We start from the raw sequence: 21,574 nt of genomic DNA, 5'->3' as shown, positions 1-21,574 counted from the left end.
GATGCCCGTTCTCTACGCTCCGCGCCCGCCCGAGGCGTGATCGTCCGCGAGCTCCTGCCCGGTGAGCGCGTGAATGCCCGCCATGATGCGCTCGGTGGCCTCGCGGCGGGCGCGGCCGCGAGGCAGGGCGGCCAGGTCGTCGAGAGGGACCGGCGCGCCGAACCGCACCTTCACGCGGTCGGGCCGGCCCGTCCGCGGGTTGCGCAGCCGCCGATTCGTGCCGACGAGACCGACGGGCACGACGGCGGCGCCGGTCTCCAGCGCGAGCCACGCGGCGCCGCTCCGGCCCCGGTAGAGGCGGCCGTCGCGCGAGCGGCTGCCCTCGGGGAAGACGGCGAAGACATTGCCGTCGGCGAGCACCTCGCGGCCGGCGTCGAGTGCCGCCTGCGCCGCGGAGGAGGCCTCGCGATGCACCGGGATCGCGCCGATCTGGCGGAAGAACCAGCCGCCCAGACGCGAGTGGAAGAGCGAGGCCTTCGCGAGGAACTGCACCTTGCGGGGCGAGAACGAGGGGATCAGGATCGTGTCGAGCCCGGACAGGTGGTTGCTCGCGAGCAGCACCGGGCCAGCGGCGGGCACGTGGCCCCTGCCCGAGATGCGCGGCCGGAACCGCAGGCGCAGCAGCGGTCGCAGCACGGCGCGCCCGATCGTGAAGACGGGGCCGGGGCGCGCGGTCCGGGGTGCGGGGGAGCTCACCCTCCGAGCCTAGAACGTCCGCCCTCGGCCGCGCTGCAATACGCGGGCTTGTACACGAGATGACCCCCTATGCGCGCATAGGCACTCGCATCGTGCGGAAGCGCGCGTGCGGGGGTGCCGGAGTGCCCCGGGTGTCGGGGCGCCCGGGTGCCGGGTGCCCGGGTGTCGGGGTGCTCCGGGACACCGCGGGAGACGCGGTGCACCCCGAGCCAGGGCCGCCCCGATACACCGCGGGGAACGGCCCGCGCAAGCCCCTCGCGCGGTCTTGATCGCGCCGCACCGGAGCGGGCTAGGGTGGAGGGAAGGGCGCGCGGGGCGTCCACCCCGGAGGTGGCCACGTGATCGAATTCGAGCACGTATCGAAGATCTACCCCGGCGGGGCCGCGGCGGTGCGCGACTTCTCCTGCATCGTCCCCTCGCACCGCACCGTCGTGCTCGTCGGTTCGTCGGGATCGGGGAAGACCACGCTGCTGCGCATGGTGAACCGCATGGTCGACCCGACGGAGGGCCGGGTGCTCATCGACGACGAGGACGTGCGCGGCATGAACCCCGTCGCGCTCCGCCGCTCGATCGGCTACGTGATGCAGCACGGCGGCCTGCTCCCGCACCGCACGGTGCGCGACAACGTGGCCACGGTCCCCGTGCTGGCGGGCGCCTCCCGCAGGGAGGCCCGTGCCGCCGCTGGGTCGCTGCTCGAGCGGGTGGGGCTCGATCCCTCGCTCGGCGACCGCTACCCGGGTCAGCTCTCCGGCGGACAGCAGCAGCGCGTCGGCGTCGCGCGAGCGCTCGCCGCCGATCCGAACATCCTGCTCATGGACGAGCCGTTCGGCGCGGTCGACCCGATCGTGCGCCGCGAGCTGCAACGGGAGCTGCTGCAGCTGCAGCGCGAGCTCGGCAAGACGATCGTGTTCGTCACCCACGACATCGACGAGGCCTTCCTGCTGGGCGACGAGGTCGTCGTGCTCGAGAGCGGGGGGCGGGTGGCCCAGCGGGGCGCCCCGGCCGAGATCCTCGCGACGCCGGCGAGCGCGTTCGTGCGCGACTTCGTCGGTGCGGATCGCGCCGATCGCCGTCTCCGGCAGGTCGACGTCGACGGGGCTCGCGTGGCGGTCGACGGCGAGGGACGGCCCGTGGGGGTGCTCGAGGCGTGAACTGGCTGCTCGAGAACAGCGACTGGGTGGCCGAGCTGCTGCTCCAGCACCTGCTGCTGAGCCTGCCGGCCATCCTCGTCAGCGTGCTCGTCGCGGTGCCGATCGGCAGGCTCGCCTTCCGGCTGCCGCGCGTGGGCGGCCCGCTCCTCTCGGTCGCGACCATCGCCTATGCGATCCCAGCGCTCCCGCTCCTGATCATCATCCCCGCGCTGATCGGCACCTCGCTGCGGTCGTGGCAGACGATGGTCGTCGCGCTCTCCGTCTACGGCGTCGCGCTGCTCGTGCGCACGGCGTGCGACGCCTTCTCCTCCGTCGACCCGCAGCTGCGCGACGCGGCCCAGGCGGTCGGCTTCTCGCGCCGCGGCCTCTTCTGGCGCGTCGACCTGCCGCTGGCCGTGCCGGTGCTCGTCTCCGGCGTCCGCGTCGTCACGGTCTCGACGATCAGTCTCGTGACGCTCGGGGCGCTGATCGGCGTGCCGAGCCTCGGCACGCTGCTCACCGACGGCTTCCAGCGAGGGATCGCTGCGGAGGTCTGGACCGGCGTCATCGCGACTGCGCTGCTCGCGCTGCTGCTCGACGCCCTCGTGCTGCTGCTCGGCCGGGCCCTGACGCCGTGGAGCCGAGGCGCGGCGCGGCGCGGATCCCTCACCCCTGCCTCCGGGCGGCTCGAGGAGGGGGAGGACGTCGAGTCGATCGACGCCGCGGAACCCGCGGAGCCCCGCGGGACCTCCGGGGGCGCGGAGTCGGCGGTGACGCCGTGAACCTCTTCGCCGACGCCCTCGCATGGCTCGCCGACCCGGCCCACTGGAGCGGTCCCGGCGGCATTCCCGTGCGCACCCTGCAGCACCTCGGCGTGACGGCGCTCGCGCTCGGCATCTCGGCGGTGATCGCGCTGCCGGCCGGCGTGCTGATCGGGCACAGCCGCCGCGGCGCCGGTCTCGTCGGCGGCCTCACCGGCGCGGCCCGCGCGCTGCCGACGCTCGGCCTGCTGACGCTCTTCGGCCTCGCCCTCGGCATCGGGCTCGCGGCCCCGCTGCTGGCGCTCGTCGTGCTCGCGATACCGTCGCTGCTCGCTGGCGCTTACTCCGGCGTGCAGGCCGTCGACGCCGCGATCCCCGGCGCCGCGAAGGCCGTCGGATTCAGCCCGGCGCAGGTCATCCTGCGCGTCGAGCTGCCGCTGTCGCTCCCCGTCATGATCGGCGGAGTGCGGGCCGCGACGCTGCAGGTCGTCTCGACGGCCACGCTCGCCGCCTACACCGCCGACCTCGGGCTCGGCCGCTACCTCTTCGCCGGCCTCAAATCGCGCGACTACCCGCAGATGCTCGCCGGCGCGCTGCTCGTCGTCGCGCTCACCCTGCTGCTCGAGGCGCTGCTCGCCGCGTGCCAGCGCGCCGCGACCCGCTTCGCCCGGCCGGGATCCCTCCCCGCCGCTGCGAAGCGCGCGGCCGCATCGGCCGACGCCGCGACTCATGACGCCGCGACTCCCGCCGCCGCGGCCCCCGGAACCCCCAGTCACGACCGCACCACCGATCGAGAGGAACCCTGATCATGCACCCGACCGAAGCCCGCCGCCCCCGGCTCCGCTCCGCCGCGCTCGCCGCGGGCGCACTCGCGCTCTCGGCCACCCTGCTCACCGCCTGCTTGGGCGGCGATCCGCTCGACGATCCCGACGCCTCGCAGCCGGCGGCGGGCGACACCATCGTCATCGGCTCGCAGGACTACTACTCGAACGAGATCATCGCCGAGATCTACGCCCAGGCGCTCGAGGCGAACGACTACGACGTGGACCGCCAGTTCCGCATCGGCCAGCGCGAGGTCTACCTGCCCGAGATCGAGGCGGGCTCGATCGACCTCTTCCCCGAGTACACGGGCAACCTGCTGCAGTACTTCGAGCCCGACGCCCCCGAGCGTGTCTCCGACGAGGTCTACTCCGCGCTGCAGGACGCGATGCCAGACGGACTGCGCGTGCTCGATCAGTCGCCGGCCACCGATCAGGACACCTACGTGGTCACGCGGGAGTTCGCCGACAAGTGGAAGCTGAAGACGGTCGAAGACCTGAAGAACGTCACCGAGCCCCTCACCTTCGGGTCGAACTCCGAGGCGGAGACGCGGCCGTACGGCCCGAAGGGGCTCGAGGAGACCTACGGCATCGAGGGAGTGAAGTTCACGCCGATCGAAGACAGCGGCGGCCCGCTCACCGTGAAGGCGCTCAAGGACGGCTCGATCCAGCTCGCCAACATCTACTCCGCCGATCCCTCGCTCGCGGCGAACGACCTCGTGACGCTGGAGGACACCAAGGGCATCTTCCTCGCCTCGCACGTCGTGCCCATCGCGAGCGACAAGATCGACGATGCGGCCGCGAAGGTCATCGACGAGGTCGACGCCGCGCTGTCGCCTGAGGATCTCGTCGCGCTGAACGGGGAGAGCGTGAACGACGAGCGCTCGGCCTCCGACATCGCAAAGGACTGGCTCGACGAGAAGCAGCTGATGTGAGGGACGACGAGGGATCGACGCCGGCGCCCGGCCGGCGCCGGGCCGCCGGCCGGGCGCCGGTCGCGATCCCGACCCGATTCGCCCAGCCGCAGCGGGGCCCGGCCCGGGCCTCGGACCTGGCCCGGGCCTCGGCGGCGATCGATCTGAGAGGATTGCCCCATGCGCACACTCACGGCTGACCTCGCGATCATCGGCTCTGGATCGGGCAACTCGCTGATCACCCCGTACTGGGACGACAAGCGGGTCGTGCTCGCAGAGTCGGGTGTGTTCGGCGGCACCTGCCTCAACGTCGGCTGCATTCCGACGAAGATGTTCGTGCGCCCCGCAGCGCTCGCCCGCGGTCCCGAGGAGGCCGCGCGACTGGGGGTGAGCCAGGTCACGACCGCCGTCGACTGGCCCGGCATCCGCGACCGCGTCTTCTCGCGCATCGACGCGATCTCCGAGGCGGGGGAGCGCTACCGCGAGGAGCTCGGCCACGTCGAACTCGTCTCGCAGCGGGTGCGGTTCGACGCGCCGGGATCCCTCATCGCCGAAGACGGCACCCGCATCGAGGCCGACCGCATCGTGATCGCGGCCGGCTCACGGGCCGTGCTGCCCGACGTGCCGGGCATCGACCTGCCCGGCGTGCACACCTCCGACACCGTGATGCGCATCCCCGAGCCGCCGGAGCGGGTGCTCGTGATCGGGGGCGGCTACATCGCCTGCGAGTTCGCCGGCGTGTTCTCGGGCCTCGGCTCGGAGGTGCTGCAGGCCGTGCGCACCGATCGTCTGCTGCGCAGCGCCGACGACGACATCGCCGAGCGCTTCACCGTCGAGGCGGCGCGGCAGTGGGAGCTGCTGCGCGGTCGGCGGCTGCAGCGCATCTCGGCGGGCGAGGGCGTGCGCGGCCTCGTCGCCGAGTTCGCGACGGGCGAGGGATCCGAGGAGCGCACCGAGCGGGTCGCCGCCGACGTCGTGCTCGTCGCCACCGGGCGCCGCCCGAACTCCGACCTGGTGGGGGCGGCCGAGGCCGGGCTCGACCTGCACGACGACGGGCGCATCGCGGTCGACGAGTATCAGCGGGTGCTCTCGGCCGGCGCGCCCGTGCCGGGCGTGTACGCGCTCGGCGACGTCTGCTCGCCCTGGCAGCTGAAGCACGTCGCCAACCACGAGGCGCGCATCGTCGCCCACAACCTCGAGCACCCCGACGAGCCGCGCTCCTCGCGTCTGCTGCCGGTGCCGTCTGCGGTCTTCACCTCGCCGGAGATCGCGCAGGCCGGCCTCACCGAGTCGCAGGCCGCCGAGCGCGTCGGAGCCGAGCACCTCTCGGTGAAGCTGCAGGACTACGGCGACACCGCCTACGGCTGGGCGATGGAGGACACGACCGGAGTGTTCAAGGTGATCGCCGACCGCCGCGACGGCACGATCCTCGGCGTGCACGCGATGGGCTACCAGGCGTCGAACCTCATCCAGCCCGCGATCATGGCGATGAGCTTCGGACTCGACGCGCACACCGCGGCGCGCGGGCAGTACTGGATCCACCCCGCGCTCATGGAGGTCACGGAGAACGCGATGCTCGGCGTCGAGATCGACGGGCGTTGAGCGGGAGCGAAGCGACGAGTCGGAGTATTCGGAACCGAGCGAGTCGGAACCCGCGCTACTGGCCGGACGGCTCGCGGCGTAGGCTGAGCGCATGAGCACCCGCGCCGAGACCGTCGAATTCCTCACCGACCAGCTGAGCGCGCTGCCCGGCATCCGCACGCGCAAGATGTTCGGGGAGTACTGCCTCTACTTCGAGGAGAAGCCCGTGGCGTTCGTGTGCGACGACGAGCTGTTCGTCAAGCCCACCGATGCCGGCCGCACCTACATCGGCACGCCGGACGAGGCGGAGGCCTACCCGGGATCGAAGCTCTACTTCCGCATCTCTGGCGACCGGTGGGAGGATCGCGAGTGGCTCGCAGGCCTCATCGACACGACCGCGGCGGCGCTTCCGGCGCCCAAGCCGAAGAAGCCCCGCACCGCCGGCTGAGCGAGCGGAGCGGTCGCTCACCGGCGGAGCGGGCGCTCACCTGGCGGCCCCTACGCGAGCAGCGCGGGGAATACGAGCTCGCTGTTCAGCGGTGCCATGTCCTTGCGGCGGATCGCGGGGTCCACCCACTCCAGGTGCTCGATCTCGGCGCGCGGGTGGACGACGCCCGCCGCGAAGGGGTGCTCGAAGACGGTCGCCTCCACGACGTGCCCCGGCTCGTTCGCGGCCGCAGCGCGGAAGACGCCGAGCGGGCGCAGCAGCGCCGCGTCGAGCGCGACCCCGAGCTCCTCCTCGAACTCCCGCACGGCGGTGTCGCGCGGATCCTCGCCGGCCTCGTGCTTGCCGCCCGGCAGCATGAGCGACGAGGTGCCGCGCTTGCGCACGTTGAGCACCCGCCCCGAGGCGTCGCGCATCACGACGGCGCTCACCCGGATGACGCGCGTCTCCGCGCCCTCCTCACCGGAGCCGGTGACGTGCGCGGGAACGGAGGGGGTCGGGGAATCGCTCATGCCTCCAGTGTCCCGCGTCGGAGGCCCGTCGCCCAAGAGCCGCGCGGGCAGGCGTGCATCGCGAGGCCCGGTGAGCGGCCGGGCGCGTTCGGATGCCGCTTTCAACGCGCACGCTGCGCCGAGCGCCGGAGTGCTGCACAATGTTGACCATGAGCATCGACACCGCCGAGCTGCCCGAACCCGAAGGGCCTGAGGATCGCCCGTCGCCCCCGGGCAACCCGGGCTGGCTGAGCGACGACGAACTCGCCTTCGTGCGGGGGAGACTGCCGGTCGTCTACGTCGAGGCCGTGCCGGTGCGGCTCGACGGTCTCGGGCAGGTGACCGAGGTCGGTCTGCTGCTGCGGAGCACCCCCGAGGGTGTGATGACCCGGGCGCTCGTCTCCGGGCGGGTGCGCTACGGCGAGACGCTGCGCGAGGCGCTCTTCCGCCACCTCGAGAACGACCTGGGGCCTATGGCGTTCCCGCAGATGCCGGCTGCCCTCGTGCCCGTGCAGGTGGCCGAGTACTTCCCGATGCCCGGCATCTCGAGCTATGTCGACGAGCGCCAGCACGCCGTGTCGCTCGTCTACGTCGTGCCTGTCACGGGCTCGTGCAGCCCGCGGCAGGACGCACTCGAGGTGACCTGGATGGCGCCCGAGGAGGCGCTCTCCGCCGCGACGCTCGACGAACTGCCCGGCGGACGCGGGGCGCTGCTGCGGCAGGCGCTCGCCGCCGTGGGCTGCTGAGGGATCCCTCAGCGCCTGCGCCAGGAGATGACGTGGGCGGGGGAGAAGCCGCGCGCGCACTTCGCGCACGACGTCACACGGGTCGGTCTGCGGAAGCGGAAGTGCTCGTGGCCCGCCGGGCAGGCCCCGATCCAGGGGGCGCGCTCGTGCGCGATCTCGCCGTCGTGGGTGCGGCCCCCGACGTAGCCGATCCCGGCCGCCGTGCGCTTCCACACCGCGCCGTGCCCGGCATCCGGCCCGGCCATCGCGTGCGCCACCTCGTGCAGCAGCACCTGGTGGATCTCGTCGTCCTCGAACTTCGACGCGAGGTAGCGCGAGACCGTGATGCGGCGCTCGGTGTAGTTGCAGAGCCCCGCGCGGCGCTTCGCGTGGTCGAAGTCGAAGCTCCACGATCCCTCGCCGAAGACAGGGTCGAGGTGCATGCGGATCAGCGCCTCGGCCCACACCCGCACGCGCGCCAGCTCAGCCACGGTCGAAGAACTCCTTCGCCGGCAGCGGCGAGTCGACGGCGGTCGCATCGGTGACCGGCTTCGCGCCGCGCGCGAAATCCTCGAGCTCGCGGCCGACGAGCATGCGCGCGGGGTGCGGCCCTCCTGCGAGCAGCCGGGGGAGCCAGTCGAGGCGGTCGGGGTCGGTCGAGACGCTGCGCCCGGCGCCCTCCACGCCGGGCGAGCGGGCGCCCGAGGCGACGAGCACGACGTTGCCGAAGCGTCGGCCCTTGAGCACCTGGGGCTCGGCGATCGCAGCGACCGAGGAGAACAGCGCCGAGAGCGTCGCGATCTGGCCGCGCACGAACGGCTGCCCCTTCCCGTCTGCCGCGTTCACCACGACCACGCCGCCCGGCGCGAGGAACGGGCGGATCAGCTCGTAGAACTCGACGCTCGAGACGTGGGCCGGCGTGCGCGCACCGGCGAAGATGTCGACGACCACGACGTCCATCGCGCCGCGCATGCCCTCGGGCAGCCTGGCCAGCACCTCGCGGGCGTCGCCGCGGCGCACGCGGATGCTCGCGCGCTGCGGCAGCGGGGCCGCCTCGCGCACCAGATCGACGAGCGCCCCCTCGAGCTCGATCACCTGCTGCCTGCTGCCCGGTCGCGTGGCCTCGATGTAGCGCGGCAGCGTGAACGCGCCGCCTCCCAGGTGCAGCGCCGAGACGGGGCGGCCCGGCTCGGCGATGAGATCGATCACGTGTCCGATGCGGCGCACGTATTCGAAGAAGAGCTCGGAGGGGTCGCGCAGATTCACGTGCGACTGCGGGGTGCCGTCGACGAGCAGCTGCAGACTGCCGGGCACCCAGCGGTCCTCCTCCATCTCGGCCGTGAGGCCCGAGCTCAGCTCGACCGGCGCGGGCAGTCTCATTCGGACTCCGCCCGGCCGGGTTCCGGTGCGCCGGGCTCCGCCGCCTCGGGCTCGGCTGCGCCGCCTCCGGATGCGCCGACGAGGCCCAGCTCCTCGATCTTGCGCAGCATGTCTGCGTTCGACGGTTCGACCTGGTGGCTGCGGTCGGGATAGAGGATCACCGGGATGTTGGTGCGGCCGCTGATGTCTTTCGCGACGGCAGCGGCCTCGGGCTCCTGCACGAGGTCGACGTAGCGATACGCGGCCCCGGCGCGGTCGAACACGAGCTTCGCGCGACGGCAGTCGCGGCACCAGTCGGCGCCGAAGATGATGGTCTCGGTCATGATTGCAAGCCTACGCGCGACCCCCGACATCGAGGCGCGAGGTACGGTCAGCCCACGGTGCGCGCACGGCCGGACGGTCCGCGACCCGTCCAGATGCGGCGCCCGAGCAGCGCCGCCGCCACCCCGAGCAGCGCGCCGCAGATCGTGTCGCTCAGCCAGTGCACACCCAGCGCCGTGCGGCTCCACATCATGAGCAGCGCCCACGCGGCCGCGACCATCCAGGCCAGACGTCTCGTGCGCGCCGCGACGTCGTCGGAGCAGTGCACCACGAGGGCGAGCGAGCAGGCGAGGGCGGCCGCGCCCATGGAGTGCCCCGACGGGAAGGAGCTGCCGTGCGCCGAATAGATCGCGTGCTCGGGGCGAGGCCGCAGCACGAGCGACTTCAGCAGCTCGGACCCGGCGACGCCGATGAGCAGCGAGGTCCCCACCGCGGCCGCGTCGCGCGGCCTGCGCGTCGCGAACAGCAGCGCCATGGCCACCGCGCCCAGGGCGGCGACGCCCACCGCCGTGCCGACCTCGGCGCAGAAGACGGCCACGGCATACGGGGCCGAGCCCCGGGTGAGGCGCACGATCCCGCCCCACCAGAGATCGATGCCGAACGCCGAGGAGCTGACGAAGCGCAGATAGGCGCCGACCGCCACGATGGCGCCCAGGCCGAGGAACGCGAACGGCACCGCCGCTCGCACCGCGGGCGCGGCGGAGACGGAGGTGCCTGACATGTCGCAAACGCTAGCGGGTGCCCTCGGCTCGGAACTGCGGAAGCTCTGACAACCGCCTGAGGGGTCGCCGCGCGCAGGCCGCCCCGATCAACCCGCGCGGCGGACGGCCTCGAGCTCTCCCCGCACGGGCGGGTCGGCGCCGGCGCGGGACACCGCGACGGCGGCGCTCGCCAGCGCGGCGTCGAGCGCACGCTCGACCCGCTCGGCCGAGAGCCGCACTCCCTCGACGAGCAGCCGGTCGCTGCCGTCGCGCACGAGCCCGAACAGCAGGCCCGACATGAACGCGTCGCCGGCTCCGATGGTGTCGACCGGTTCGACGGCGCGGGCGGTGCGCTCGTGCCGCACGCCGTCGACGACGGCGAGACAGCCCTGTTCGCCGCGCGTCATCACCGCGAACGGGACGCCCGTCGCCGCGAGCTCGTCGAGCACCTGCTCGGGAGCCGCGCCCCTGTCGGCGCCGAGCCAGAGCGCATCCTCGTCGCTGAGCTTGACGACGTGGCAGAGCGCTGCGAGCTCGCGCACGAGCGCCCGCACCGTATCGGCGTCGCCCATGATGTCGGGGCGGATGTTCGGGTCGAAGCTGCGCAGCACGGTACCCCCTGCGTTGCGGATGGCCTCGCGCGCGACGCGCCCGCCGGGCTCGAGAACGGCCCCGATGGAGCCGGTGTGCACGATGGAGCACGCCGAGGTGTCGGGCGTCGGGATGCTCCAGTCCATGTCGAACTCGTAGCTCGCCCGCCCCTCCGCATCGATCGTCGCGACCGCGGTCGCCGTCGGGCCCTCGACGAGGGATCCCTGCGCGAGTTCGACGCCCGAGCGCGAGAGGTGCTCGGAGAGGCCCCGGCCGTGGTCGTCAGACCCGATCCGGGTGTGGAGCACCGTCGGCACCCCGAGCCGGCTCAGGCCGATGGCGATGTTGAGCGGCGACCCGCCGGGGTAGGCGGCCCCCTCGACGACGTCGACGAGTGCCTCGCCGATCACTGCGGCGCAGGCGGGTGGGAGGCTCTCCGTATCGCGTGCCGCCGCGCTCGCGACGCTCCCCGCGCTCGTGATGCTGGTGAGCGCGACGGATCCGTCGACGCCCTCGACGGAGATGCGCGGCGCCCGCAGGCCGCCGACGAGGTCGGTGAGCACCCGCACTCCGCCGTCGGCGTAGACCTCGATCGCGCGCTCGTCGATCCAGATGACCAGCTCGATCGGCTCGGCCGCCTCGAGCGGCACGCCCGACCCGATCGGCATCCGCTCGACGCTGCCGAAGGAGTCGGGAAGCCCGGCCGCCGCGCCGCGCCGGTCGAGCCGCAGCTCCCCGGTCCCGGCGTCGTAGCTCAGCTCGACGCTCCGTCCCTCCTCGCCGTCGAGGCGCAAGGCGAAGCCGGCCGCGCCCCCGACGGCGACGGTCGCCTCGATGCGCCCGGCTGCGGGCACGGGCATCGCGAGTTCAGTCCTGTCCGTGATCTCCAGCCCCTCGAGTCGGGTCTCCTCCGCGAGCTCGGGCCCGATCGGGGTCTGACGCAGTACGGGCCGACCCGCTTCCGAGACGAGCGACAGCCTGCGGGGGAGCGTCATCGCGCCCCGCTGCGGTGCGCGGGGGTCGACCGGCATCTCCCTGGCGTAATCCCAGTTGCCCATCCAGGCGATGAGGGTGCGCTCGTCGTCCGGGAGCCCGGAGAAGGTCACACCCGCGTAGCAGTCCCGTCCGTAGTCGAGCCAGTCCAGCTCGCGCATCCCCTCCGACTCCGACGACTCGACCGGTCGGCGGGGCTCCAGCGGGGTGAAGGCCGTGCCGTCGAAGTCGCCGACGAAGTACTGCGTGCCCGAGCCCCCTGCGATCCCTCCCGGATTGAGGCTGACGAGCAGCACCCAGTGGGTCTCGTCCGTTCCCTCGAGCCGCAGCGGGAAGAGATCGGGGCACTCCCAGACGCCGCCCACGGCGCCGGCCGGGCCGAACGTCGACAGGTGGGTCCAGCTCAGCAGGTCGTCGGAGCGGTAGAGCACCATCTGGCGATCCTCGGCCTCCGCCGCGATCATCACCCAGTACGAGTCGTCGGCGCCCGTCCACCGGAACACCTTCGGGTCGCGGAAATCGAGGGAGCCGCGGTCCAGCACCGGGTTCCCGGCGTACTTGGTCCAGCTCGTGCCCGCATCGAGGCTGTAGGCGATCGACTGCGCCTGGGTTCCGTCGCGCTTCGACATGGAGGTGTAGAAGGCGATGAGGGCGGGGCTCTCCGGGGTACCGAGACCCGTGGATCCCTCGCCGTCGAGCACGATGGAGCCGGAGAAGATCTCCTCGTCCTCGTCGAAGGGGATGGCGAGCGGGTGCAGCTCCCACGTCGCGAGGTCGAGGCTCGACGCGTGGCCCCAGCTGATGTTCTCGTGCACCGTGCCCAGCGGATTGTGCTGGAAGAACAGGTGGTAGCGGCCGTCGTGGAAGACGAGGCCGTTCGGGTCGTTCATCCAGTTGAGCGGCGGGGCGAAGTGCAGGCTGGTCATGGCTCCGGGTTCGGGATCGGGGAACGTCTCTCGCGTTCGGATACGGGGTGGGAGCGGCGCTGACATCGTTCGGTTCTCCGCATGGGCGAGGGATCCGCGACGCGCTGAAAGCATTCAGCACACGCAAAGTAACACGTCGCCCGACGCGCCGTCAACGCGCACCGGGGTGCTGCGCCGCCGATCCCGCTGCGGGTGCGGCCGAGACCGGATAGCGTTGAAGCGGACACGACGCTGGGAGGAACATGGCCGGAGGCACCGCACGCCGCCCGACGCTGGCCGACGTCGCCCGACGCGCGGGCATGTCGAAGTCCGCCGTCAGCATGATCCTCAACGACCGCCGCGACACACGGCTCTCGGCGGAGGCGGCTGAGCGCGTGCGCGCGGCGGCCGACGAGCTCGGCTACCGGCCCAACCCCGCGGCGCAGAGTCTGCGCTCGGGCAAGACCCGCACGATCGGCTTCGTCTCCGACCAGGTCACGATCACGAGATACGCATCCGGCATGATCCGCGGGGTGCTCGATGCGGCGAAGGCGCACGGGCACACCGTGCTCATCACCGAGACGGGTGGGGGAGACGACCTCGCGGACGCCCTCCAGGAGCTCACCGACCGGCGCGTGGACGGCCTGCTCATCGGCCTCATGTCGGCCAGGCTGATCGAGATCCCCGAGCAGCAGGGGAGCACCCCGCTCGTGGTGGTGAACGGCGTCACACCGGGCGGGCATCCGCACGTGCTCCCCGACGAACGGGCCGCGGGCATGGCCGTGGCCGAGCACCTGATCGAGCGCGGACACCGCCGCATCGGCGTCGTCGGCGAGTTGCCCGACGTGATCGGCGACCCGCGCCGCTCCGCGACCATCGGCGACCGCTTCGCCGGCCTGTTCGAAGCGCTCGCGCGGGCCGGGGTGCGCCCCGTGCTCACGGAGACCTCGGAGTGGTCGCCCGAGATCGGCTACGAGTGCGCCCACCGCCTGCTCGACGAGCACCCCGAGCTCACCGCCCTCGTGGCGGGCAACGACAACATGGCCTTCGGCGTGTACCAGGCGATGGCGGAGCGCGGGCTGCGCGTCGCCGACGACGTCTCGGTGATCTCGTTCGACGACGAGGAGCTGGCCGCCTACCTTCGTCCGGGGCTGACGACCGCGCGACTGCCCTACGAGGAGATGGCGCGCCGCGGCGTCGAGATGCTGCTCGGAGACCGGGAGGCCGGCCGCCTGCTGCTGCCGATGCCGCTCGTCGTGCGCGACTCGGTGCGGAGGATCGAGGGGCCTCGATCTCGACACGGCTGATCGCCTCGCCCGATCGGCGGTAAGGATCCCTCAATCTTGGAATGCGCTGGGAGAGTCGCGGGCGACCATCTGATAGTGGACAGCAGATAACGATGGTGTTACAGTTGATAGTTGCACTACGGACACCAGTATGCCTTCATATAGCGGTAGGCCCCGGGAGCTGGCGCGAAAGCGCATATGAGCCTCGCTCGCGTGATCCGATGCAATTCTCGCAAGACCAGGTCAACCGGCCCGACGGGGCCCACGGAGGTAGTTTCCTTGGCTGCTGCGCGCAACGCATCGTCAACCACCCAACCGAAGAACGGTCGCGACCACTCGCGACTCTCCTTCGCCAAGATTTCCGACACGCTGTCGGTGCCCAACCTGCTGGCACTGCAGTTGGAGAGCTTCGACTGGCTCGTCGGCAACGACGCCTGGAAGGAGCGCGTCAAGCAGGCCCAGGCCGAGGGTCGCGACGACATCGCCCTGAAGAGCGGCCTCGAGGAGATCTTCGACGAGATCTCGCCGATCGAGGACAACGCCGCCACGATGCAGCTGTCGTTCGAGAACCCGATCCTCGACGAGCAGAAGTTCACGATCGAGGAGTGCAAGGAGCGCGGCAAGACCTACGCCGCCCCGCTGTACGTCGAAGCCGCGTTCTACAACACCGAGACGCAGGTGCTCAAGAGCCAGACGGTCTACATGGGCGACTTCCCCATCATGACCGACAAGGGCACCTTCATCATCAACGGCACCGAGCGCGTCATCGTCTCTCAGCTCGTGCGCAGCCCCGGCGTCTACTTCGAGCGCACCCAGGAGAAGACCTCCGACAAGGACGTCTTCACCGCCCGCGTGATCCCCAGCCGCGGCGCCTGGCTCGAGTTCGAGGTCGACAAGCGCGACCAGGTCGGTGTGCGCATCGACCGCAAGCGCAAGCAGTCCGTCACCGTGTTCCTCAAGGCGCTCGGCATGACGAGCGAGGAGATCCTCGAGGAGTTCGCCGGCTACGAGTCGATCGCGCTCACCCTCGAGAAGGACGGCATCCTCACGCAGGAGGAGGCGCTCAAGGACATCTACCGCAAGCAGCGTCCGGGCGAGCAGGTCGCCATCGAGGCTGCGCGCTCGCTCCTCGACAACAGCTACTTCAACCCGAAGCGCTACGACCTCGCCAAGGTCGGCCGCTACAAGATCAACCGCAAGCTCGGCCTCGACGCGCCCATCACCGACTCGGTGCTGTCGCTGGAAGACATCGTCGCGACGATCAAGTACCTCGTCGGCCTCCACGCGGGCACCGAAACCCTCCCCGGCGTTCGCGACGGCAAGGAGATCGAGGTCCGCCTCGACACCGACGACATCGATCACTTCGGCAACCGCCGCATCCGCGCGGTCGGCGAGCTCATCCAGAACCAGGTGCGCACCGGCCTCAGCCGCATGGAGCGCGTCGTGCGCGAGCGCATGACCACGCAGGACATCGAGGCGATCACCCCGAACACCCTGATCAACACGCGCCCCGTGCTCGCGGCGATCAAGGAGTTCTTCGGCACCTCGCAGCTGTCGCAGTTCATGGATCAGAACAACCCGCTCGCGGGCCTGACCAACAAGCGCCGCCTCTCGGCGCTCGGCCCCGGCGGCCTCTCCCGCGACCGCGCGGGCGTCGAGGTGCGCGACGTGCACCCCTCGCACTACGGCCGCATGTGCCCGATCGAGACCCCTGAAGGCCCGAACATCGGCCTGATCGGCGCGCTCGCGACCTTCGCGCGCATCAACGCCTTCGGCTTCATCGAGACCCCCTACCGCCGCATCGTCGACGGCAAGGTCACCGATCAGGTCGACTACCTGACCGCGCACGAGGAGGACGAATACCTCATCGCGCAGGCCGGCGCCCCCCTCACCAAGGACGGCCACTTCGCCGAGAAGCAGGTGCTCGCGCGCCCCCGCGGCTCCGAGGTCGTGCTCGCCGACGCCAACGAGGTGCAGTACATGGACGTGTCGCCGCGCCAGATGGTGTCGGTCGCGACCTCGCTCATCCCGTTCCTCGAGCACGACGACGCGAACCGCGCGCTCATGGGCGCCAACATGCAGCGCCAGGCCGTGCCGCTCGTTCGCAGCGAGTCGCCGGTCGTCGGCACCGGCATGGAGGGCTACGCGGCCATCGACGCCGGTGACGTGGTCATCAACGAGAAGGCCGGTGTGGTCGCCGAGGTCTCGGCCGACTTCGTCACGATCCAGCACGACGAGGGCGGCACGAAGAGCTACTTCATGCGCAAGTTCGACCGCTCCAACCAGGGCACGAACTACAACCACCGCGTCATCGTGAAGGCCGGCGAGCGCATCGAGGCCGGCGAGGTCATCGCCGACGGCCCCGCGACCGAGAACGGCGAGCTCGCGCTCGGCAAGAACCTGCTCGTCGCGTTCATGTCGTGGGAGGGTCACAACTTCGAGGACGCGATCATCCTCAGCCAGAACCTGGTGAAGGACGACACGCTCTCCTCGATCCACATCGAGGAGTACGACATCGATGCCCGCGACACCAAGCTCGGCAAGGAGGAGATCACCCGCGATCTCCCCAACGCCAGCATGGAGGCGCTGAAGGATCTCGACGAGCGCGGCATCATCCGCATCGGCGCCGAGGTCAAGCAGGGCGACATCCTCGTCGGCAAGGTGACCCCGAAGGGCGAGACCGAGCTCTCGGCCGAGGAGCGCCTGCTCCGCGCGATCTTCAACGAGAAGAGCCGCGAGGTGCGCGATACGTCGCTCAAGGTGCCGCACGGCGTCTCGGGCACGGTCACGGCCGTCAAGGTCTTCGACGCCGAGAACGACAACGACGACGAGCTGGGCTCGGGCGTCAACCAGCGCGTGGTCGTCTACATCGCCCAGAAGCGCAAGATCACCGAGGGCGACAAGCTCGCGGGTCGCCACGGCAACAAGGGCGTCATCTCGAAGATCCTGCCCGTCGAGGACATGCCGTTCCTCGCCGACGGCACCCCCGTCGACGTGATCCTCAACCCGCTCGGCATCCCTGGTCGCATGAACTTCGGTCAGGTGCTCGAGATCCACCTCGGCTGGATCGCGCAGCAGGGCTGGAAGGTCGACGGCAACCCGGAGTGGGCCGCGAAGCTCAAGCCCGAGGCACTCTCCGCAGCCCCCGGCACGAAGGTCGCGACCCCGGTGTTCGACGGCGCCTCGGAGGAGGAGATCGCGGGTCTGCTCGACTCGACCCTCCCGAACCGCGACGGCGAGCGTCTCATCGACTCGAGCGGCAAGACCCGCCTGTTCGACGGGCGCTCCGGCGAGCCGTACCCGTTCCCGATCTCGGTCGGCTACATGTACATCCTGAAGCTGCACCACCTCGTGGACGACAAGATCCACGCGCGCTCGACGGGCCCCTACTCGATGATCACGCAGCAGCCGCTCGGCGGTAAGGCCCAGTTCGGCGGCCAGCGCTTCGGTGAGATGGAGGTGTGGGCGCTCGAGGCCTACGGCGCCGCATACGCGCTGCAGGAGCTGCTCACGGTGAAGTCCGACGACATCCTCGGACGCGTCAAGGTGTACGAGGCGATCGTCCGCGGCGAGAACATCCCCGAGCCGGGCGTTCCCGAGTCGTTCCGCGTGCTCATGAAGGAGATGCAGTCGCTCTGCCTGAACGTCGAGGTGCTCGGCGCAGACGGCCAGGCCGTCAACCTGCGCGACAACGACGACGAGGCCCACCGCACCGCGGAGGAGCTCGGCATCAACCTGTCCAGCCGCTTCGAGACCTCGTCCGTCGACGAGATCTGAGTAGATCGGCCGCGCCCCGCGCGATAGCGGGGCGCGGGCCGATCCCGCACCACAGATTTTCAGATTCTCAAGGAGAACATTTTGCTCGAGGGTACGAGTTTCAACGAGCTGCAGATCCGTCTGGCCACCGCCGACGATATCCGCAGCTGGTCGTTCGGCGAGGTCAAGAAGCCGGAGACCATCAACTACCGCACGCTGAAGCCGGAGAAGGACGGCCTGTTCGGCGAGCAGATCTTCGGTCCGAGCCGCGACTGGGAGTGCGCGTGCGGCAAGTACAAGCGCGTCCGTTACAAGGGCATCGTCTGCGAGCGCTGCGGCGTCGAGGTGACGAAGTCGAGCGTGCGACGCGAGCGCATGGGCCACATCGAGCTCGCCGCGCCCGTCACGCACATCTGGTACTTCAAGGGAGTGCCCAGCCGCCTCGGCTACCTGCTCGACATGGCGCCGAAGGACCTGGAGAAGGTCATCTACTTCGCGGCCTACATGATCATCGACATCGATGAGGAGGGCCGTCACGAGGACCTCGCCGAGCTGGAGGCCGAGCTGCGCCTCGAGCTGAAGGCGCTCGCCGACCAGCGCGACATCGCGATCGCGCAGCGTCAGCAGCAGGCCGAGCAGGATCTCGCCGCGCTCGAGGCCGAGGGCGCCAAGGCCGATCAGCGCCGTCGCGCCGAGCAGTCCGCCGAGAAGGAGATGGCGGCCATCCGCAAGGGCTTCGAGGACGACATCGCTCGCCTCGAGCGCGTGTGGGAGGACTTCCGCAACCTCAAGGTCGGCGACCTCAAGCCCGAGGACGCGGTCTTCGCGGACCTCATGGACCGCTACGGCGACTACTTCGACGCCTACATGGGTGCCGAGGCCATCAAGAAGCGTCTCGAGAGCTTCGACCTCGCGGCCGAGAGCGACGCGCTGCACCTGCAGATCGCCGAGGGCAAGGGTCAGAAGAAGATCCGCGCCATCAAGCGCCTGAAGGTCGTGAACTCCTTCCTGCAGACGGGCGCGAGCCCGGCTGCGATGGTGCTCGACGTCGTTCCGGTGATCCCGCCGGAGCTCCGCCCCATGGTGCAGCTCGACGGCGGCCGCTTCGCGACCTCCGATCTCAACGACCTCTACCGTCGTGTGATCAACCGCAACAACCGTCTGCGCCGCCTGCTCGATCTCGGCGCCCCCGAGATCATCGTGAACAACGAGAAGCGCATGCTGCAGGAGGCCGTCGACGCGCTTTTCGACAACGGCCGCCGTGGCCGCCCCGTCACGGGCACCGGCAACCGCGCTCTGAAGTCGCTCAGCGACATGCTCAAGGGCAAGCAGGGCCGCTTCCGTCAGAACCTGCTCGGCAAGCGCGTCGACTACTCGGGCCGTTCGGTCATCGTGGTCGGCCCGCAGCTCAAGCTGCACCAGTGCGGCCTGCCGAAGCAGATGGCGCTCGAGCTGTTCAAGCCGTTCGTGATCAAGCGCCTCATGGATCTGTCGCACGCGCAGAACGTGAAGGCCGCGAAGCGCATGGTCGAGCGCGCGCGCTCCGAGGTGTGGGACGTGCTCGAGGAGATCATCCGCGAGCGCCCCGTGCTGCTGAACCGCGCACCGACCCTGCACCGCCTCGGCATCCAGGCGTTCGAGCCCCAGCTCGTCGAGGGCAAGGCCATCCAGCTGCACCCGCTCGTCTGCACCGCCTTCAACGCCGACTTCGACGGCGACCAGATGGCCGTGCACCTGCCGCTGTCGGTCGAGGCCCAGGCCGAGGCCCGCGTGCTCATGCTCGCGTCGAACAACATCCTGAAGCCGTCGGACGGCCGTCCGGTGACCCTGCCCTCGCAGGACATGATCATCGGCCTGCACCACCTCACGACGATCAAGCAGGACGCGGTCGGCACCGGTCGCGCGTTCGGCTCGATCGCCGAGGCGATTCTCGCGATGGACGAGGGATCCCTCGACCTCAACGCGAAGGCGAAGATCCGTCTCATCGGCTACACCGATGCGTCGGGCGTCACGTCGGAGAAGCCGGTCATCGTGGAGACCTCGCTCGGCCGGGCGATCTTCAACGAGGCGCTGCCCGCCGACTACCCGTACTTCGAGCGGGTCGCCGACAAGGGCAGCCTCTCCGGTCTCGTCAACGACCTAGCCGAGCGCTACCCGAAGGTGGAGGTCGCCGCGACGCTCGACCGCATCAAGGACGCGGGCTTCTACTGGGCCTCGCGCTCGGGTGTGACCGTCGCGCTCTCCGACATCGTGACCCCGTCCAACAAGGGCGAGATCATCGCGGAGCACGAGAAGCGCGCGGCCAAGGTGCAGCGCGACTACGACCGCGGCATGATCAGCGACGTCGATCGCCACAAGGCGCTCACCGAGATCTGGACCGAGGCGACCGACGAGGTGGCAGCGGCCATGCGCGACGCGTTCCCCGAGGACAACACCATCTTCCGCATGGTGTCGTCGGGTGCGCGCGGTAACTGGCTGCAGATCCGCAACATCGCCGGCATGCGCGGCCTCGTCTCGAACCCGAAGGGCGAGATCATCCCGCGTCCGATCATCAACTCGTACCGAGAGGGCCTGTCGGTTGCGGAGTACTTCATCGCGACCCACGGTGCCCGTAAGGGCCTCGCCGATACCGCGCTCCGCACCGCCGATTCGGGCTACCTGACCCGTCGTCTGGTGGACGTCTCGCAGGATGTCATCATCCGCGAGGAGGACTGCGGCACGAAGCGCGGACTCGACCTGGCGATCGCCGCGGAGGACGCGAACGGCGTGCTCGTGCGCGACGACAACGTCGAGAACTCGGTCTACGCCCGCACGCTGGCCACCGACGCCACGGCAGCCGACGGCACCGTCGTGGCGACCGGCGGCGAGGACGTGGGCGACGTGCTGATCGACCGCCTCGTCGAGGCCGGCGTCACCGAGATCAAGGTGCGCTCGGTGCTCACCTGCGAGTCGGCGGTCGGCGTCTGCGCGACCTGCTACGGCCGTTCGCTCGCGACCGGTCAGCGCGTCGACATCGGCGAGGCCGTGGGCATCATCGCGGCCCAGTCGATCGGCGAGCCCGGTACGCAGCTGACCATGCGTACCTTCCACACGGGAGGTTCGGCCTCGGCCGATGACATCACGCAGGGTCTGCCCCGCGTGCAGGAGCTCTTCGAGGCCCGCACCCCGAAGGGCGCGTCCCCGATCGCCGAGGCCGCAGGCCGCATCACGATCGAGGACACCGAGAAGAGCCGCCGCATCCTCCTCACGCCCGACGACGGCAGCGAGGAGAAGCAGTACCCCGTGCTGAAGCGCGCGACCCTCCTCGTCGAGGACGGCGACCACGTGGAGCTCGGCCAGCCGTTCCTCGCCGGAACGCTCGACCCGAAGGACATCCTGCAGGTCGGCTCGACCGAGAACGGCAAGCACATCCCGGGCGAGCGCGCGGTGCAGAAGTACCTCGTCGAGGGCGTGCAGGGCGTCTACCGCTCGCAGGGCGTGCCGATCCACGACAAGCACATCGAGGTCATCGTGCGCCAGATGCTGCGCAAGGTGACGGTGGTCGATCACGGCGAGACCGAGCTGCTCCCGGGCGAGCTCGTCGACCGCGCGCGCTACCAGCGGATCAACCGCGAGGCGCTGCTCGAGGGCAAGCGCGCCGCGACCGCCCGCCCCGAGGTCATGGGCATCACCAAGGCCTCGCTCGCGACCGAGTCGTGGCTTTCGGCCGCGTCGTTCCAGGAGACGACCCGCGTGCTCACGCAGGCCGCGATGGAGGGGTCGAAGGATCCGCTCATCGGCCTCAAGGAGAACGTCATCATCGGTAAGCTCATCCCGGCAGGCACCGGCCTGAGCGTCTACCGCGATGTCGAGGTCGAGGCGACCGAGGAGGCCAAGGCGGAGCGCTACCCGAACCGCCTCTTCTCGACCGAGGGCACCTTCGACGAGAACGATCTCTCGTTCGTGGATTTCGACAGCTTCACCGCTGACGAGTTCAACCCGGGCAACTACTCGTAACCCGGGTCCGATCGACGGGGCGCTCGCACTTCGGTGCGGGCGCCCCGTCGCGTTTTTCGCGCCGACCCGCGCGGGATCGCCGCG

17 protein-coding genes are annotated in these 21,574 nt (G+C 70.6%); 10 read left to right on the top strand and 7 right to left on the bottom strand.

Annotation, left to right across the window (positions count from 1 at the left end; all coding sequences use genetic code 11):
* Positions 1-12: 12 nt before the first annotated feature.
* Positions 13-696 carry a lysophospholipid acyltransferase family protein gene (locus tag J4H91_RS01990; protein ID WP_341783386.1) on the bottom strand — a complete coding sequence of 228 codons (684 nt, stop codon included), beginning with the start codon at positions 694-696 and terminating at the stop codon, positions 13-15.
* Between the two features lie 338 nt (positions 697-1,034).
* Here J4H91_RS01990 and J4H91_RS01985 point away from each other — a divergent pair, with 338 nt between their 5' ends.
* The 6 genes from J4H91_RS01985 to J4H91_RS01960 all read left to right on the top strand — a co-directional run bounded on the left by J4H91_RS01985 (position 1,035) and on the right by J4H91_RS01960 (position 6,348).
* A complete protein-coding gene (locus J4H91_RS01985; RefSeq protein WP_208044557.1) occupies positions 1,035-1,847 on the top strand; it encodes an ATP-binding cassette domain-containing protein in 813 nt (270 codons plus the stop codon).
* Positions 1,844-2,608 (top strand): ABC transporter permease subunit, encoded by a 765-nt coding sequence (locus tag J4H91_RS01980; RefSeq protein WP_208044556.1) that lies wholly within the window; start codon positions 1,844-1,846, stop codon positions 2,606-2,608. Before J4H91_RS01985 ends, J4H91_RS01980 begins: the two co-directional genes overlap by 4 nt.
* Complete coding sequence (locus J4H91_RS01975; RefSeq protein ID WP_208044555.1) at positions 2,605-3,393, top strand: ABC transporter permease subunit; 789 nt, start codon at positions 2,605-2,607, stop codon at positions 3,391-3,393. Before J4H91_RS01980 ends, J4H91_RS01975 begins: the two co-directional genes overlap by 4 nt.
* Positions 3,394-3,395: 2 nt before the next feature.
* The gene (locus J4H91_RS01970) at positions 3,396-4,340 is read left to right on the top strand and encodes an ABC transporter substrate-binding protein (RefSeq protein WP_208044554.1); all 945 of its coding nucleotides are present in this window, start codon (positions 3,396-3,398) and stop codon (positions 4,338-4,340) included.
* A 159-nt stretch (positions 4,341-4,499) separates the two neighbouring features.
* Positions 4,500-5,921 (top strand): mycothione reductase, encoded by a 1,422-nt coding sequence (locus J4H91_RS01965; RefSeq protein ID WP_208044553.1) that lies wholly within the window; start codon positions 4,500-4,502, stop codon positions 5,919-5,921.
* Between the two features lie 91 nt (positions 5,922-6,012).
* A complete protein-coding gene (locus J4H91_RS01960; RefSeq protein WP_208044552.1) occupies positions 6,013-6,348 on the top strand; it encodes a TfoX/Sxy family protein in 336 nt (111 codons plus the stop codon).
* Positions 6,349-6,398: 50 nt separating this feature from the next.
* Here J4H91_RS01960 and J4H91_RS01955 read toward each other — a convergent pair whose 3' ends face one another.
* A complete protein-coding gene (locus tag J4H91_RS01955; RefSeq protein WP_208044551.1) occupies positions 6,399-6,857 on the bottom strand; it encodes an NUDIX hydrolase in 459 nt (152 codons plus the stop codon).
* Between the two features lie 149 nt (positions 6,858-7,006).
* Between J4H91_RS01955 and J4H91_RS01950 the strand changes: the two genes are divergently transcribed.
* Positions 7,007-7,582 (top strand): NUDIX hydrolase family protein, encoded by a 576-nt coding sequence (locus tag J4H91_RS01950; protein ID WP_208044550.1) that lies wholly within the window; start codon positions 7,007-7,009, stop codon positions 7,580-7,582.
* Positions 7,583-7,590: 8 nt separating this feature from the next.
* On the opposite strand, the gene J4H91_RS01945 is transcribed toward J4H91_RS01950, so the two are convergent.
* The 5 genes from J4H91_RS01945 to J4H91_RS01925 all read right to left on the bottom strand — a co-directional run bounded on the left by J4H91_RS01945 (position 7,591) and on the right by J4H91_RS01925 (position 12,473).
* A complete protein-coding gene (locus J4H91_RS01945) occupies positions 7,591-8,052 on the bottom strand; it encodes a SprT-like domain-containing protein (protein WP_208044549.1) in 462 nt (153 codons plus the stop codon).
* Complete coding sequence (locus J4H91_RS01940) at positions 8,045-8,941, bottom strand: spermidine synthase (protein ID WP_208044548.1); 897 nt, start codon at positions 8,939-8,941, stop codon at positions 8,045-8,047. The genes J4H91_RS01945 and J4H91_RS01940 overlap by 8 nt, the downstream gene beginning before the upstream one ends.
* On the bottom strand, positions 8,938-9,264 hold the full coding sequence (locus tag J4H91_RS01935; RefSeq protein WP_208044547.1) for a glutaredoxin domain-containing protein: 327 nt from the start codon (positions 9,262-9,264) through the stop codon (positions 8,938-8,940). Before J4H91_RS01935 ends, J4H91_RS01940 begins: the two co-directional genes overlap by 4 nt.
* A gap of 47 nt (positions 9,265-9,311) precedes the next feature.
* Entirely contained in the window at positions 9,312-9,983 is a 672-nt protein-coding gene (locus tag J4H91_RS01930; RefSeq protein WP_208044546.1) for a phosphatase PAP2 family protein, read from the bottom strand.
* 87 nt (positions 9,984-10,070) lie between these two features.
* A complete protein-coding gene (locus tag J4H91_RS01925; RefSeq protein WP_208044545.1) occupies positions 10,071-12,473 on the bottom strand; it encodes a PfkB family carbohydrate kinase in 2,403 nt (800 codons plus the stop codon).
* A gap of 242 nt (positions 12,474-12,715) precedes the next feature.
* Between J4H91_RS01925 and J4H91_RS01920 the strand changes: the two genes are divergently transcribed.
* The 3 genes from J4H91_RS01920 to J4H91_RS01910 all read left to right on the top strand — a co-directional run bounded on the left by J4H91_RS01920 (position 12,716) and on the right by J4H91_RS01910 (position 21,490).
* The gene (locus tag J4H91_RS01920) at positions 12,716-13,759 is read left to right on the top strand and encodes a LacI family DNA-binding transcriptional regulator (protein WP_208044544.1); all 1,044 of its coding nucleotides are present in this window, start codon (positions 12,716-12,718) and stop codon (positions 13,757-13,759) included.
* A gap of 258 nt (positions 13,760-14,017) precedes the next feature.
* Positions 14,018-17,515, top strand: a complete 3,498-nt coding sequence (gene rpoB, locus J4H91_RS01915) for a DNA-directed RNA polymerase subunit beta (protein ID WP_208044543.1) — start codon at positions 14,018-14,020, stop codon at positions 17,513-17,515.
* An 81-nt stretch (positions 17,516-17,596) separates the two neighbouring features.
* Complete coding sequence (locus J4H91_RS01910; protein ID WP_208044542.1) at positions 17,597-21,490, top strand: DNA-directed RNA polymerase subunit beta'; 3,894 nt, start codon at positions 17,597-17,599, stop codon at positions 21,488-21,490.
* The last annotated feature ends 84 nt before the right edge of the window (positions 21,491-21,574 follow it).

It is taken from the genome of Leucobacter ruminantium (assembly GCF_017565705.1).
Lineage (GTDB): Bacteria > Actinomycetota > Actinomycetes > Actinomycetales > Microbacteriaceae > Leucobacter > Leucobacter ruminantium.
Note: the sequence above shows the minus strand (reverse complement) of the source record. Positions and strands in the feature narration are given on the sequence as shown.